The sequence below is a fragment of the Bacillus hominis genome (genome assembly GCF_018332515.1).
GTDB classification, from domain to species: domain Bacteria; phylum Bacillota; class Bacilli; order Bacillales; family Bacillaceae_G; genus Bacillus_A; species Bacillus_A hominis.
In genome coordinates, this window is the sequence record NZ_BOQD01000197.1 from 1 (window position 1) to 15,199 (window position 15,199).

Below are 15,199 nucleotides of genomic sequence, written 5' to 3' on the forward strand. Positions count from 1 at the left end.
GTAAAGCATTTAAAATGTGCTTTACCTTTCTTTTTTATAATAAATTAAAGTTGCTTTATCATTTAATTTATTTTTAAATTCTGTTCTTATATATCCCAGCTTTTCGTATAGAAAACAATTTCGTTCTTCCTCTAAAATTGTAGCAAGCTCCCAAGTCGTTGCTTCCGGAAACATCTACTCAATTAAAATTAATACTTTTTGAGCAATTCCGTTCCCTTGATAGTTTGGAATAATAAACATCGGGCTTATCCAAAATTTAGATGCCTCTTCTTTACGTGATATACATATCGCTCCTACAAGATTCGTATTTACGAAAATTTTATAAAATCCACCGTCCAGATTATTTATTCTTGAAATCGTTCTTTCAATAAGTTCATTTGCCGGACTTGTTTCATAATCCTTATACTTTTCTAATGATGAACTAAATGATTCTACTTGCATTTGAAATATAATCTCTGCATCAATTTCTGTCGCCTTCTCTAATGTTACCAATTTAAACGCTCTCTTAAAGAAGTAATATGAGCTGTATGATGACGACCGTGCCATGCATATAGTCCAATTGCAGCAGCAAGTTTTTTTTCTCCTGATTCAGGATGATTAAATGTCTTTTCTAAATCTGCCGGTTCTAAAGAATATAATAAGTTAACCCATCTTTTATGTAATGAATCTAGCATTACAAGTGAAACATCTACTGGTAATTTTGAGTCAGGTAGCTCTGCCCATTTTTCTTCTTTGTACGGTTTAATAGTTGGATTCTTTTCTGTCAGTGCTAATTTAAAGCGTATGTAGCTATTCATATGACTATCAACAACATGATGAACGACTTGACGAACAGTCCATCCACCAACGCGATACGGTGTATCTAACTGCTTCTGATCTAAATCTTTTATCGCTCTTGCTAATTCATTAGGTAAATCCTCAATTTCTTGAATCCATTTATCAATTATTTCTTCTGTAATAGTGCCTACATAAGTAAATTGGCCTATTGGATAACGTAAATCCTTCATGTACATGTCCCCCCTATTATTTTTAATCCTTAGTAGTCCTCCAAATATAATGTACGAAATTTACGTTTTCCCCGTTTAAATCTACAGTAGTCGTATTCGCTTCCTTTTCACGAGAAAATCCGCTCTTTTCTAATACAATTTGTGAAGCTATGTTATTTGTTGTTGTCATAGCATGTATTTCATTAATTTCATAGAATCTTGCTTGAGCCAAAATCAATTTTACAGATGCTGCTGCAACTCCTTTTTTAGTAAACTTCTCTCCAACTCGGTAGCCTAACGACCCAATTCGTTTTTCCTTATCTACATCAACTAAATTTATACGTCCTACAATTTCTTTTTCTGTATTACGTATGAGATGAAAATAAGAAATCCCCTCGGTTTGTTCTTTTAATAGTTCGTCAAGTTGCTTTTGAAAGTATTCATACACGTAATAATTAGAGCCCCGACTTGGTACCATTGTTTCAAAAAATGATTTGTTCGTGAGTTCAAAATTAAATAAATCTTCAGCGTCTTGATTCTTTAATTGTTCTATGTATATTTCCATCCCGCTTACCCCTTCTTGATTTACTAACTGTTATACATTCTTTTTTAAACGATAATTTTCCTGCTATTTCTTTCGTCTAAGTAATACAGTAAGTAATACTCTAGGATGAAAAAGATGAAATGGACTATGAATTAAGTTCATAACTCTAACTAACCGAATATAAATATCAGAATCACTTGCAGAAAGTTGATATATTTGTTTCGTATACCATTGCTGAACTTTTTGTTTCATAGTTAATTCTTTCTGTAACTTAGGATGACGTGCTATCTCCGTTGTGGTCATTTCCCAAGGTGTTTTGATAATCATAGCAGACTTCGTATAAAACTCTTGAGTTAATGTTTTATCAAGCCTTTTTCTTCCTTGAAGAATTAATTGCAATTGGTGAGCCTCCATAGCTGCAACTGAAACACCTTGTCCGAAAACTGGATCAAAACGACAATGTGCATCTCCAACTACTAACAATCCTTCAGGTAAATTATTAACTAGATCAAATCGCCTGCGTACTTGATATGGAATTTTGTACGTTTTTATATCGGTAATCACCTCAGATTTGTTTAGAAACTCTGTAACATTAGGGATTGATAGGTTTTCAGCAAAATCATAAAATTCATCATCTGTTTGCGGTGCTTTTTCATTTGCATATCCACTAAAAGTAACAAAATAACGATCATCTTCAATCGTTTGAATTAGCACACCATAAGGATTCTCAGGAAAACTTGGAGACATAAGCATATTACAGCAGTCTAATTTCTCTTTTTCTTTGAGCCTAAACATTCTAGTTGCGTAAAACAAATCAATTTTTACTTTCTCTTCTTGTACTTCGAAATTGTATTCTTGTAACCAATCTATACTTTTCGAACCAAATCCACTTGCATCAACAACAAGATCTGCATGAAATTCTTCTTTCATTTCTGTTTTCAAACATTTAGCTCTTATTCCATAGACTTTATTAAGTTTGTTATCTACTAGTAATCCTTCAACCAACATTTCATACTTCGTAGTCACATTTGAAACTTGTTCAATTCGTTTTTGAATATGCGATTCTAACAGAAGACGACTTTGTTGAATCATATTTATCTCGCCTTTGAAAGGCTGCTTCCATAGGCCGAATTGATGCCATTTTAAATCGCGAGTAAAGTTATTTACGATGCTACCTGCTTCAATTAATTCATTAGTAATGTTAGGAAACAACTCCTCAATTGCTTCTTCGCCGCCTTTTAATAACACATGCGGATGATTACTTTGCGGAACTCTTTTTCGCGGACATTTTCCATCCCATCTTTCTCCTGCTTCTAAAATGAGTACTTCTTCAAAATCATCAGATAAAGCCTTTGCTGTGAGTTTCCCTGCTATACTTCCACCGATAACGATAGCCTTAGTAAACATTGTTTCCCCCTTAATGAAAAAAAGATCCTGTCGTGTATGAATGGAACAGGATCTTAACTAATAATTCCTTGATAATTATATTTAAAACACCTGTGTGAATTGCAACGTTAAAATTAAAATACCTAATCCCCATACGTAATACGCGAATACTTTTAAAGAATGACGTTTTAAATATTGAATCATCCATGAAACTGCTATGTAACCAAAGAACGCTGCTGATAATGTTCCGACAATTAATGATGTACTAGAAATAGATTCTGCTTTTCCTTGGAAAACATCTGCAAATTGCAAGATGATAGCTCCGACAATAGCTGGTGTTGATAATAAAAATGAAAAGTACGCTGCTGTTTCGCGGTCTAACTTTCTCCATAATGCAGCGACAATTGTCATTCCAGAACGAGAAATTGCTGGAAATATAGCTACTGCCTGAAATGAACCAATTATGAATGCATCTTTATATGTAATATCATTCATTTTTTTACGACCGTTTTTTTGTTTATCGGCCATATAAAGAAATAAACCCGTCACTAAAAACTCCCAACCTATTGTTATACCTGTTTTTGAAATATCTTCAAAAAAGTCTTTAAATAATAAACCGATTACAACCGCAGGTATCGTCCCGACAATAAGTAAAAACATAAGCTTTGAAAACGGATTTTTAATTAAATATATAAATTCTTTCTTATAATAAATAAACACCGCAAGTAACGTTCCAATATGCAGCATCGTATCTAAAAATAAACCTGCTTCATCTAATTGAAAAAGATGTCTCCCTAAATAAAGATGCCCTGTACTACTTATAGGTAAAAACTCTGTCAATCCTTGAATAATCCCTAAAATAAAAGCTTCTAGCCAATTCATGATGATCTCCTTTCTCGTTTGCTTGTACCAATATATGATGCTTTAATTTTTGTTATGAAAGAAAATATATTTCTCTTGGGATTTACTTTAATCTTTATTTAGAAGTTATGGATCGCAATGCAGATGGATATATATGTAAAAACAAAGGAGGGTTTATATGGAGAAACACACAAAATTAGGAAACATATTACTTTGGATTGGACCTATTCTTGTGTTCTTAGGCTTATGTATGACAAATGTAATTACAGACATACCTTTCTTCGAAGGAAAGCATAAAACTCTTGGAATTATTATGTTATTTATAGGGGTACTTTGTTTAATTGCCGCCCATTGCTTTAAAATACGAAAAAATTCTGCCGATTAAATAATATATTCCCTTATAAGGAGGAACAAATGCGAGGAAAATCATTACGGACAAAAATTACAAAGCTATATAAATAAAAACAATCCTAGTGTATGTACTAGGATTGTTTTTATTTCGCTAATGTTGTTTATTTATAAAACACTTTATCAACGTTATATTTCGCTTTGTATTCATTAATGATGTAAGTTTCGTAAATTTCTCTTTCTGTTGGATCTTCTACGATACATGCATCGATGCGGTATACTTCATCACGATAATTTTTGATTGGTGAAACATTATCTTCAAAATGCTTTTTAATACGTTGTCTAATTTTACGAGCTTTACCTACGAAAAGAAGTTCGTCATTAATATTGTAAAACATAAAAATGCCGCCTTTATCTCTAGGGAACAAGTGGAAATCGATAAAACCGTTAATTGGAGTAATTAATGGCTCGTCTCCTTTAATAACTTGTTTACGTTCAGTAATTGAAACATCAGCTTCAGGAATATTAATTTTAATCAAATTCATTCACGTCCTCTTTTATTATAAAGATAAATAATAGCATAAGTAGGTAAGAAAAGCTATGTTCAGATGCATATTTCATTTCATAATTTGAATATTATAGGTATATCATGCAAACTTTTTTTCCAAATCATATGATCAATTGATGCACCCCAATAATCCTTTAATACATAACTAGGTTTTCCAAATTTCTTCTTCCATATTTTTTGCGCGTTTTTATATCCACTATCCAAACAAAATTCTGTTATTCCTTCACCTAGTAAAGTAAGGAACATTGCATTTAGTAGTATGCTACCAATACCTTTTCCTTGATATTCCGGAAGTACAAATACAGTTCCGATTTCATACAAGTCTTTAAGTACACCACTTGTACAACTATTAATTAATGTGCTAGCTGGACCAACTTCAATTGTTCCAACGATTTTTTCGTTACCTTTATCTATCGCTAACAAAAAGTAGCGATTTTCTCCATTACTATCAAAATCATTTTTCAAATATTGCTTTTTCGAGTAAATTTCATTTTCTATGTCATCTAATAATTGGGATAACCCTTCATTTTTATATGTATTCGTAATAACTATACGGAAAAACAAGTATAGTTCATCTATATCATCCGAATTCGGTCTTCTAATTTCAACGTTATACATGACTTAGATCTCCAATCTTTGAAAATATATGAGAAAGTGCATTCGTTCAAAAAGATTTTATACAATTGTTAAGACCATACTTTATATACTCTATTCATTATTATTCTACACAGCTCTGCATAGATCCAGCAGTATAGAAAACTCAGTATAAATATTAATGTAATAACTTTTATATCCATAGTTGTATGAATAGTAGGACCGAGTACAGGAAAACGGAAGATATCGAGAATGATCATAATTCCTATAAGTAGACATATCGCTGAAAAGGAAATTACCCAAATCCTCCTCTTGAATTGTAAAAAGGATACTCCTAACGCTATACCTAATAATCCTGTAGTAAAGGGAAAGACAATTAGTTCACTTGGCTCAATAATGAATAATAGGAAAATAGTAAGAATATACGAGAGTACTCCCTCACGAATAGAATAACAAATAGCTAGAAAAATCGGTAGTGTCGCGAAAGGACTAATAAATAACCCTATTCCAGGGATTAAGTTCCCCGCAGATTGAAAGATAGCAGCAAATGAACCTAATAAAGCTGTAATGACTAACCTACTTGCAGGAGTCACCTTTCTTTTATGAACAAAATTCGCATCCTGCTCTATCATCCATTGATACCAATAGCATCTAAAGCAATTCATCAAAATACCTCCTAAAGATACCCAATTCATCACTTACTATAATTATTCACACACTTATAGTTTACGAGTTACTTTCTACTAATCATTTATACATAGAGGTTTTTTAGAGGGACAACAGGTCGTGCATTTTGAAGAAGAATGAATTTCTTACATTTTTAGACTTAGAGTTTATATCTTATCAAGGGACAATTTCATAAATAGTACCTTTGTTAAAATCAGTTACTTTCATAGAACCATAAACTCCTAAATATAATTTAGTTTGATCTAAGTTTGCTCCTAAACTAACATAATAAGCTGCTTGAGTACCGAAATCATAATTGGTTTCAATAACATTAAAGTCACTACGTTTACCGTCTATACTTGCTCTGGCATATGCTAAAACACCCTTAACTGGAGATTGAGATTCTTCTTCTTAGCAAGATCGGTAAACACGACACTACCTGTTAAATTAGGGATTCCAGTTCCCATATATGACTGGACTCCTGTAAGTGCAGTTCCTCTAAACTTATCCGGTCTGGAATCTTTATGAAAATAACTAATTAGAGGCTGAATACGTTTCACTGACGTTTGAATTGTTTCATCATAATAAGCCATTGTTCTCTCATCCAAAGTCTGATTCTCGGAACAGTGCCGTATAAAAGAAGTAGGTAAATCGCCTTCCCACCCTCGCCAACCAAAGTTAATAAATCCATCTTGATCAGGAGTAGATCTCATTAAATGCGTTTGAACAAGTTCGGTAACCGGCATTGGTTTATAATGAACAAATGAAAAAATTGACTCTACTATATCCTGTCCGACATTTCCAACATATTTGATGTACTGATTATACAACCTTTGAAATGAAATACCTGTTATATTACGAACTCCTTTGGCAATTATCGTAAGCGTTTCTTGAATAGATACAGGAAGTTCGTTAAAACGTGTAACTACAGGGGGATCAGTAATAAATGTATTCTTAACTACATCAATTTCAATTATTTTACCAGCTATCTCTATATCATCCTGACTTAAATTAAATGGATCATAGCCTGATCCACCATCTCCAGTTGTTAAAATAAGTTTCCCAGTTTCAGGTGAAAAGCATAAACTATTGACACCGTTATGATTAAAAAATGGTCTTCTTATGTTCAATAATGTCCGTCGTTTTTGAGGTAGACCATTCGATTGCAAAATCCATTCTTCAACTGTATCAATATGATCATATTGAGTTTCTCTATTTATCCATTTTAAGTTTAAAGTTCCGGGATCACACGGATTGGGCTTGAAAGGTTCAGAAAGAGCTCCTGGTCCTTGTGTTCCTGCTACTGAATAATGAAGATAAAACAAACCATTATTATAAAATTGTGGATGAAACGCTAGCCCTAGCAATCCTCGCTCATCATAACCACTACTAGAAACCCCTTCTTCAGATGTGCCTAATTTTATGATTCGCGGGCGAATATCTAAAAAAGTCCTTATAACTCCGTCTCCTATGTAAAAGATTTCTCCTACCTGGGTTGCGATGAATAACCTTTCAATTGAATCACCAGGAAGTATAGTTGTTTTCAAAACAGTGGGCATATTTATCTTACTAACAATAGGTCGTAAACTAACCTTTACTTTTATCAACTTACTTTACACCCCTTTAATTGCGTTTTATTAAAAGAATATGATTAGAACTGTTCGATTAGTATTCAATTAGGGACTAGGGAATTGGATACTATTTCTGATACCCCATTTATCATGTTCCTTACTCTGTTTTGCAAAAGTCTAGCTTACTTTTAAAAACTTTGTAACAGAACCTTAAAAATAATAAAAACCCACGAAGAAAATGAATTTTCATCGTGGGTTTTTATTATTTAAATGGACTTTCGGGACACCTAACTCAAGAAGCATCCGCACCTTCAAACTGACTATTATAAAGCGATGCATAGAAACCATCAGCTTTCAATAACTCTTCATGATTACCTTGTTCTACAATATCCCCATCTTTCATGACAAGGATTAAATCTGCATCACGAATTGTTGATAATCTATGAGCGATAATGAAACTTGTTCTACCTTCCATAAGGTTTTCCATCGCTTTTTGAATCAGTACTTCTGTACGAGTGTCAATGGAGCTTGTTGCTTCATCGAGTATTAATATTTTCGGATCCGCTATAAGGGCGCGTGCAATTGTTAGTAGTTGCTTTTGTCCTTGGGATACGTTGCTTGCTTCTTCGTTTAGTTCCATTTGATATTTATTTGGTAATGTTTTTACGAAGCTGTGAACGTGAGCTGCTTTCGATGCTTCAATTACTTCTTCGTCTGTAGCATCGAGTCTACCGTAACGTATATTTTCCATGATGGATCCGTTAAATAGCCAAGTGTCTTGAAGTACCATACCAAACATGTTGCGCAGGTCTTCTCGCGTAAAGTCTTTTATATCGTGACCGTCGATACATATTGCACCGCTGTTTATGTCATAGAAACGCATTAACAGTTTTACAATCGTTGTTTTACCAGCTCCGGTTGGTCCGACGATTGCAACTTTTTGTCCAGGCTTAATATTAGATGAGAAATTATTGATGATGATCTTATCTGGATTGTATCCAAATTGAACATCTTGGAAGGTAACTTCTCCTTGAACTTTTTGCAGCTTCACTGGATTTTCTGCTTCTGGAACTTCCTCTTCTTCTTCTAAAAATTCGAAGACCCTTTCTGCAGCAGCTGCAGTGGATTGAAGTACGTTCGCGATTTGCGCTACTTGAGCGATTGGTTGCGTAAAGCTTCTCACATATTGCACGAAGGCTAAAATGTCTCCAACTGCGATGGTTCTCTTTACCGCAAGCCATCCGCCTAAAATAGATACAGCGACGTAACCGATATTACCGATAAATGTCATAATCGGCATCATCATTCCGGATAAAAATTGAGATTTCCATGCGGAGTGGTAAAGGGTATCATTTACCTCTTCGAATTTTTTCACTTCTTCTTCTTCTTTGTTAAAGGCTTTTACGATATTGTGACCACTATAAATTTCTTCGACCTGACCGTTTACGTGTCCTAAATATTCTTGCTGGGATTTGAAATATTTTTGTGATCGTTTTACGACTGCCATGATGAGAATCATCGATACTGGCAATATTAAAAGCGCCACTAATGTCATTTGCCAGCTTATTGATAACATCATGATAAGTACACCGATGATTGTAATAACGGATGTGATGATTTGCGACATACTTTGGTTTAAAGTTTGGCTCACCGTATCTACGTCATTTGTAATTCTTGATAATACTTCGCCGTGCGTTGTTTTATCAAAGTATTTCAGCGGCATACGGTTAATTTTTTCATCGATTTCTTTTCTGAAGTTATAAGATACTTTTTGAGCTACTCCAGAAATAATGTACCCCTGGATAATACCAAACACAGTGCTCAGTATGTATAATCCAAGGAGTAAAATGACAATGTTTCCGATATAGGTAAAGTCAATGGCCGCACCGGGTGCTCCTGATACTTTGCTTACGAGTCCTTCGAAAAGTCTTGTTGTCGCATTGCCCAAAATTTTTGGACCAACGATTGTAAAGGCTGCACTACCGATTGCGAAAAGAATAACGACTAAAATTGATAATTTATAGGGCTTCAAGTATTGAAGGAGTTTATTCATCGTTCCTTTAAAGTTTTTTGCCTTCTCAATCTTTCTCATGCCGCCGCCCATAGGACCGCCACCGCCAGGACCAGGACCGCCTTGTTTTCTATTTTCTATTTTTCTATCACTCATGATGACAACTCCTCTCTTGAAAGTTGTGATAAAGCAATTTGCTTATAAACTTCACAGTTTTCCATAAGCTCTTCATGAGTACCAGTTCCAACTATTTTTCCTTCGTCAAGTACAATGATCTTATCCGCATTCATGATTGTACTAATTCTTTGGGCAATAAGTAAAATAGTACTTCCTGTAATCTCATTATTTAAAGCTCTGCGCAATGCTGCGTCTGTCTTAAAGTCAAGAGCTGAGAAACTATCATCGAATATGAAGATTTCCGATTTTTTCGTAAGAGCACGTGCAATAGAAAGTCTTTGTTTTTGGCCACCAGAAACGTTCGTACCACCTTGTGATATTTCTGTACGGAAGCTTTCAGGTTTCGTGTCAATAAACTCCATAGCTTGTGCGATTTCTGCCGCTTTTGTGAGTTCTTCTTCAGTTGCTTCTTTCTTACCGTATTTCAAGTTACTCTCGATTGTACCTGAGAATAGAACTCCTTTTTGCGGTACATAGCCAATTTTCTCTCTTAATTCCTTCTGAGATACTTCTCTAATATCCGTACCATCTATTAATATTTGACCACTTGTGACATCGTAAAAGCGTGGAATTAAGTTGATTAATGTTGATTTACCACTACCTGTACTTCCAATGAAAGCTGTCGTTTCACCAGGTTTTGCAGTAAAAGTGATATTGGAAAGCACATCTTCTTCTGCACCTGGGTATCTAAAGCTAACATTTTTAAATTCAACGTAACCTTTCTTGTCTGAAGCAAATGTTTTCGGCTCTTTTACATCACTAATGGTAATGTCAGTATCTAAAACTTCTGCGATACGTTGTGCGGAAACTGAAGCACGTGGAACCATAATAGATACCATTGAAATCATTAAGAATGCCATGATGATTTGCATTGTATATTGCATAAATGCCATCAAATCACCAACTTGCATATTTCCCATATCCACTTGGTGTGATCCAACCCAAATAATAAGTACAGTAACAGCATTCATGATAAACATCATCATTGGCATCATAAATGACATTAAACGGCTTACAAATAAGTTTGTTTTTGTTAAATCTTGATTTCCTTTTTCAAATTTCTTTTCTTCATGTTTTTGATTATTAAAAGCACGAATAACGAGCATACCTGTTAAGGATTCACGAGTGATTAAGTTAATTTTATCTACTAACTTTTGGATACGCTTAAACTTAGGAATCGCGACGCTAAATAAACCAATGACTAAGCTTAAAATTGCGATTACGGCAACTCCGATAATCCATCCCATTGAAACGTCTGTAGTAAGTACTTTAATAATGCCGCCTATACCTAAAATCGGTGCATAGAATACAATGCGAAGCATCATAACCATAAGTGTTTGAACTTGCTGGATATCATTTGTACTTCTTGTGATTAGAGATGCAGTGGAAAACTTATCAAACTCCGCATTCGAAAAGTTTGTAACTTTCCGAAATACTTTCTTTCTAAGGTCTCTGCCGAGTCCAGCAGCTACTTTTGCAGCAAGTAAACTCACGATAACGGTAGCTGCCATACTTACTAAGGATAAAAGCAGCATTTTCCCGCCGGAAGTAAAAATATAATTAGATTGAAGTTTATTAGTATTGATACCGATCTTCTTATACTCATTCTCAATGTATGGAACAGCTGACTGTGTTACCATGCTACCTGGCATATTCTTGAACTTCTCATTGGCCTTGTCTTTCATTGCATTGATTTGATCTTGAGGAAGTTTCGCAATGATTGCAAAAGGATCAGTATTTGGCGGAAGCTTCGCTGGTGTTTTGTTGTCGCCTGTCGCAGCAGGAGGGAAAGCAGATGCGCCGCCTTTTTCAATTCCTTGTGTAATTAACATTGGTTTCCCAAAGATATCGTTAAGCTCGTTAATTATTTTTTTATCTTCTGTATGTAGCTTATAAAGTGGCTCTTTATCAAGCTGCGGATAATCTTTTAAATCATTTTTCAGTTCACTTTGAGAGAGGTTGTTCTTATCTAAAAGCGCATAGTTGTCAGCTACTTTTTTCTTTTCATTTTCATTCATAAAGAGCGTAAGTTTATCCATTTCACTTTTACGAATAACCTCAGGTACTGCATTTTCTACACCTTTTTGTTGAATCCCTACATTGACAATGTTAGACATATAGTCTGGCAGTGATAGATCGCATACTGCCTGCACAGTTAAAAGACATACAACTGCAATGATGGAAGCAACAAATGGTTTTAAATGTTTAATGATCTTTAACATTTAATTCATCTCTCCATTTTCCTTATCTAATTTTTTTAGTTTTTACTCCGTTTCTCTCCTTTATTCTTCGTATTCTCAGTAATTCATTCCAGCAGCTCTTTACGTATTTTGGACCACAGACTAATTTTATGACTATATGAAGATATGATGCAACTTTTAGGGTGTAGATTTTGTTTTATAGGACTTAAATCCTAAAATAGAACGCACATGTTCTTGATAAAACATGTTTATAAACCAACATAACGTACAGGAAATCGGCTTTTCTCTTGTCGAAATTTAGCATACAGTGGTCATATATTTTCAAGAATAACGGAAGAATATATAGAAAATGCTACATAAATGTGAAGTTTGATCAACTTAGGGGGGACAATCTTGTTCAATAAGATAGTAAAATCTGTACCCAATTTATTTACGATTGGAAATTTATTGTGCGGCGTTTTTTCAATTACCATGAATATGAGTGACTATTTGGAAGTAGCCTCCATTTTTATTTTCTTTTCAGCTGTTTTAGATCTCCTTGATGGAAGAATTGCGAGAAAATTAAAAGTGAACAGTGAGTTTGGTGTACAATTAGATTCCTTAGCTGATATTGTTAGTTTCGGAGTTGCTCCTGCACTTTTATTTCATTCGATAGCAACACCATCTATTTTAACTTCTTTGGCATTTATCCTTTTCCCAACAATGGGGGCTTTAAGATTAGCTAAATTTAGTATAAAACCAACCATTGGATATTTTAAGGGATTACCTATTCCAGCTGCTGGATTACCATTGGCTGGTATGGGGTTGTTTTCATATAGCAATGCATGGATTACATTAATCCTCGCTCTCTTAATGGTAAGTCCAATTAAGTTTAAAAAACTTTAATTGGGATCCCGCCTATCGCTTTAATTTCATTTGTGAAACAGTTCGCTAATATCCATCAAATTGAGGATTTTGATGTTATTCATCATTTTACGGATACAGCGATGGGACAGACTTTAAAGAGCTTACCTATTGTAATTGCTCATAATAGATTGTGAAATTGAATAGCCTCCAGTTTTTGAGGTTATTGTTTATATTTCTGATATGTATTTTCGCCTCTATATTGAACGAATCAATCTTTCTTCTCTAATACCTCAAATGATAAAAATGCACTTCGTTGCTATAAAGGGCAAAAAATTTTCGTTTTGTGGATTATCTATTTTCTTAGCTTGATTGCGATGTGGTGGTACCCCTTGTTTAAAAGAACCCCTACCTCTCAAAATACTTAGTTACGCCCAAATAACATAACAAAAAGATTAGGAAATCACTCCTAATCTTTTTTGTTTATTACTATTCGATTGCCCCTGCAACATCGTAATCATTTAAATCTAATTCAATTGGTTGCCCTAACGCAAGTTTCGCAAGTTCTGATCCTAAGTATGGACCTGCTGTTAATCCTGAAGCACCTAATCCGTTCGCAATGAGTATACCTTCAAAATTAGGGAGTGGGCCAATAACAGGCAAGAATCCTGGCGTAAACGGTCTGAAGCCAACTCTAGTTTCAAGCATTGTGCCATCTTCCAAGCCAGGCGCAACTGTTAATGCTTTATGGAATACTTCATGTAAACCACCTGCAGTTACACGGTGATCAAAACCAGTATCATTCTCATGTGTTGCACCAATTACGACATGGCCATTGTCAAATGTTAAAATATATTGATCGTTTGGCGGCATAACAACTGGCATATTTTCTGTTGCTGTATTTTCCATTTGTAAATGAACAATTTGTCCTTTTTGGAACGTAACTAAGAAATTAATTCCTAATGGGTTCAAGATTTCGTTCGCCCATGCGCCTGCAGTTACAATAACCTTTTCTGCTAAAATTGTTTCATCGTTTACTTCAATTCCAGTAATATGATTTCCTTTACGGACTAATATGGCATCTCCTTTTATAAAAGTTGCACCATATTTTTTCGCAGCGCTTATTAATGCGTTGCGTAATGATCTTCCATTTACTCTTGCAGCCCCACTAATATGAACAGAACTATATTCTTCCGATAATGCAGGGAATAATTTTTTCGTTTCTTCAGCTGATAAGCGAGTGATTTCACCAATCTCCGGGGCATCTTCACGGCGTTTATACGCTCGCTCTTCCATTTGGTCTAACTTTTTCTCGTCAGTATGTAAACTAATTGCACCTACACGGTTGTAACCTGTATCCGTTTCGCCGTCTTCTTCTAATTGCTGAATTAACGAAGAATAGTAACGTGCACCGCCTTTAACGATTTTATACCATGCTTTATTACGACGTTGCGACAGCCACGGACAGACAATACCTGCTGCTGCATCAGTTGCTTGACCTAACTCTTGACGATCAACAATTGTTACATTTGCACCGGCCTTAGCAAGATGATAGGCAGTTGATGCCCCTAAAATTCCAGATCCAACTACAATATATGATTTCATTTCAAACACCTTTTCTCTTTTGCTAATTATTCAAATATAAGAACATACTTTAGTATACTGAAAGGAATCCTTTTTTCAATGTACTCATCTCAATTAATTGTTGCATCATTGTGACGTCCCTAATCGTTATTTTTTCTTCTTACGGAATAATTCAATTGTTTTATAGCCTTGTGAAAGGATTTCAATCATTTTCTCAAGACGTTTTTCACGTGTTTTTTCTTGTTTTACAGAAAATAAATTACGTGCCCAATCTTTTTGATATCCAGGAGTTAAACTTTGATAAAATTTAAGTTCAGTCGGATGATTAGCCAATAATGCTTCCACATCTTGAATTCGATCGGCATAATCAGCTACACATTGACTTGCAGCAGGCGTTTTCTTCACTTTTTTCTTTTCATGCTTTAAACCAACAACAGTGAAAACGTCATCCATACTTACCATTCGCGCAAATTTAATTTCGCTTTCCCCCACATATCCATCATCTCCAACGTTTAATGCTGGAAACATCTCATCACGGTGAATAAACGTACTGTAACGAGAATTACCTTTTTTCGGATATGCGAAGAATATATAGCCTTTTTCAATTAGCAATTCTTCATTACTAATAATAAAATTCGTTTGTTTCACCATTTCATCAAGCGTTTCTACAAAAATAAAAATGGCATCGTGTTCTTTTGAAAATGCAGTTTCTTTACCTGTGAAAATGTCATAATCACTTGGTTCGTTAATTACGACCATATTTGTATACTTATTTAGTTTCAATTTATCAATAACTGACATTATAATCTTCCTTTACATCCAATATTCATTTTATATACTTCTTTATACTGTTCTAGTG

The 15,199-nt window shown here is 34.5% G+C and carries 13 protein-coding genes and 2 pseudogenes; 2 read left to right on the forward strand and 13 right to left on the reverse strand.

Features of this window, described 5'->3' with window-relative positions; translation table 11 throughout:
* Positions 1-21: 21 nt before the first annotated feature.
* From KI356_RS18750 to KI356_RS18770, 5 genes and pseudogenes are all read right to left on the reverse strand, one after another.
* A pseudogene (locus KI356_RS18750) lies at positions 22-546 on the reverse strand (GNAT family N-acetyltransferase).
* The gene (locus KI356_RS18755) at positions 486-1,007 is read right to left on the reverse strand and encodes a YfiT family bacillithiol transferase (protein ID WP_002119716.1); all 522 of its coding nucleotides are present in this window, start codon (positions 1,005-1,007) and stop codon (positions 486-488) included. The pseudogene KI356_RS18750 and the gene KI356_RS18755 overlap by 61 nt, the downstream one beginning before the upstream one ends.
* 22 nt (positions 1,008-1,029) lie before the next feature.
* Positions 1,030-1,551: a GNAT family N-acetyltransferase gene (locus KI356_RS18760; protein ID WP_212936124.1), complete on the reverse strand. Its 522-nt coding sequence runs from the start codon at positions 1,549-1,551 to the stop codon at positions 1,030-1,032.
* Between the two features lie 63 nt (positions 1,552-1,614).
* Positions 1,615-2,937, reverse strand: coding sequence for an NAD(P)/FAD-dependent oxidoreductase (locus KI356_RS18765; RefSeq protein ID WP_212936125.1), 1,323 nt, complete (start codon positions 2,935-2,937; stop codon positions 1,615-1,617).
* A gap of 81 nt (positions 2,938-3,018) precedes the next feature.
* Positions 3,019-3,798, reverse strand: a complete 780-nt coding sequence (locus KI356_RS18770) for an undecaprenyl-diphosphate phosphatase (protein WP_002119708.1) — start codon at positions 3,796-3,798, stop codon at positions 3,019-3,021.
* Positions 3,799-3,955: 157 nt separating this feature from the next.
* On the opposite strand from KI356_RS18770, the gene KI356_RS18775 reads away from it, so the two are divergent.
* Positions 3,956-4,162 (forward strand): hypothetical protein, encoded by a 207-nt coding sequence (locus KI356_RS18775; RefSeq protein ID WP_128280139.1) that lies wholly within the window; start codon positions 3,956-3,958, stop codon positions 4,160-4,162.
* Between the two features lie 127 nt (positions 4,163-4,289).
* Here KI356_RS18775 and KI356_RS18780 read toward each other — a convergent pair whose 3' ends face one another.
* The 6 genes and pseudogenes from KI356_RS18780 to KI356_RS18805 all read right to left on the reverse strand — a co-directional run bounded on the left by KI356_RS18780 (position 4,290) and on the right by KI356_RS18805 (position 11,934).
* Positions 4,290-4,670 (reverse strand): nucleotide excision repair endonuclease, encoded by a 381-nt coding sequence (locus KI356_RS18780; RefSeq protein ID WP_002119702.1) that lies wholly within the window; start codon positions 4,668-4,670, stop codon positions 4,290-4,292.
* Between the two features lie 77 nt (positions 4,671-4,747).
* Positions 4,748-5,311, reverse strand: coding sequence for a GNAT family N-acetyltransferase (locus KI356_RS18785; protein WP_212936126.1), 564 nt, complete (start codon positions 5,309-5,311; stop codon positions 4,748-4,750).
* Between the two features lie 68 nt (positions 5,312-5,379).
* A complete protein-coding gene (locus KI356_RS18790; RefSeq protein WP_212936127.1) occupies positions 5,380-5,952 on the reverse strand; it encodes a YybS family protein in 573 nt (190 codons plus the stop codon).
* A 178-nt stretch (positions 5,953-6,130) separates the two neighbouring features.
* Positions 6,131-7,560 (reverse strand): annotated as a pseudogene (locus KI356_RS18795) (PQQ-dependent sugar dehydrogenase).
* Positions 7,561-7,816: 256 nt separating this feature from the next.
* Positions 7,817-9,691, reverse strand: a complete 1,875-nt coding sequence (locus KI356_RS18800; protein WP_212936128.1) for an ABC transporter ATP-binding protein — start codon at positions 9,689-9,691, stop codon at positions 7,817-7,819.
* Positions 9,688-11,934 carry an ABC transporter ATP-binding protein gene (locus tag KI356_RS18805; RefSeq protein ID WP_212936129.1) on the reverse strand — a complete coding sequence of 749 codons (2,247 nt, stop codon included), beginning with the start codon at positions 11,932-11,934 and terminating at the stop codon, positions 9,688-9,690. The genes KI356_RS18800 and KI356_RS18805 overlap by 4 nt, the downstream gene beginning before the upstream one ends.
* 372 nt (positions 11,935-12,306) lie before the next feature.
* Here KI356_RS18805 and pssA point away from each other — a divergent pair, with 372 nt between their 5' ends.
* Positions 12,307-12,798: a CDP-diacylglycerol--serine O-phosphatidyltransferase gene (gene pssA, locus KI356_RS18810; RefSeq protein ID WP_212936130.1), complete on the forward strand. Its 492-nt coding sequence runs from the start codon at positions 12,307-12,309 to the stop codon at positions 12,796-12,798.
* Positions 12,799-13,245: 447 nt separating this feature from the next.
* Here pssA and KI356_RS18815 read toward each other — a convergent pair whose 3' ends face one another.
* Positions 13,246-14,361: an NAD(P)/FAD-dependent oxidoreductase gene (locus KI356_RS18815; protein ID WP_212936131.1), complete on the reverse strand. Its 1,116-nt coding sequence runs from the start codon at positions 14,359-14,361 to the stop codon at positions 13,246-13,248.
* Between the two features lie 126 nt (positions 14,362-14,487).
* Entirely contained in the window at positions 14,488-15,141 is a 654-nt protein-coding gene (locus tag KI356_RS18820; protein ID WP_212936132.1) for a YdeI/OmpD-associated family protein, read from the reverse strand.
* Between the last annotated feature and the right edge of the window lie 58 nt (positions 15,142-15,199).

Excerpts from the sequence above, each read along its gene's own strand:
- KI356_RS18755 (WP_002119716.1), bottom strand. The coding sequence starts at position 1,007 with ATGAAGGATTTACGTTATCCAATAGGCCAATTTACTTATGTAGGCACT.
- KI356_RS18760 (WP_212936124.1), bottom strand. The coding sequence starts at position 1,551 with ATGGAAATATACATAGAACAATTAAAGAATCAAGACGCTGAAGATTTA.
- KI356_RS18765 (WP_212936125.1), bottom strand. The coding sequence starts at position 2,937 with ATGTTTACTAAGGCTATCGTTATCGGTGGAAGTATAGCAGGGAAACTC.
- KI356_RS18770 (WP_002119708.1), bottom strand. The coding sequence starts at position 3,798 with ATGAATTGGCTAGAAGCTTTTATTTTAGGGATTATTCAAGGATTGACA.
- KI356_RS18775 (WP_128280139.1), top strand. The coding sequence starts at position 3,956 with ATGGAGAAACACACAAAATTAGGAAACATATTACTTTGGATTGGACCT.
- KI356_RS18780 (WP_002119702.1), bottom strand. The coding sequence starts at position 4,670 with ATGAATTTGATTAAAATTAATATTCCTGAAGCTGATGTTTCAATTACT.
- KI356_RS18785 (WP_212936126.1), bottom strand. The coding sequence starts at position 5,311 with ATGTATAACGTTGAAATTAGAAGACCGAATTCGGATGATATAGATGAA.
- KI356_RS18790 (WP_212936127.1), bottom strand. The coding sequence starts at position 5,952 with ATGAATTGCTTTAGATGCTATTGGTATCAATGGATGATAGAGCAGGAT.
- KI356_RS18800 (WP_212936128.1), bottom strand. The coding sequence starts at position 9,691 with ATGAGTGATAGAAAAATAGAAAATAGAAAACAAGGCGGTCCTGGTCCT.
- KI356_RS18805 (WP_212936129.1), bottom strand. The coding sequence starts at position 11,934 with ATGTTAAAGATCATTAAACATTTAAAACCATTTGTTGCTTCCATCATT.
- KI356_RS18815 (WP_212936131.1), bottom strand. The coding sequence starts at position 14,361 with ATGAAATCATATATTGTAGTTGGATCTGGAATTTTAGGGGCATCAACT.
- KI356_RS18820 (WP_212936132.1), bottom strand. The coding sequence starts at position 15,141 with ATGTCAGTTATTGATAAATTGAAACTAAATAAGTATACAAATATGGTC.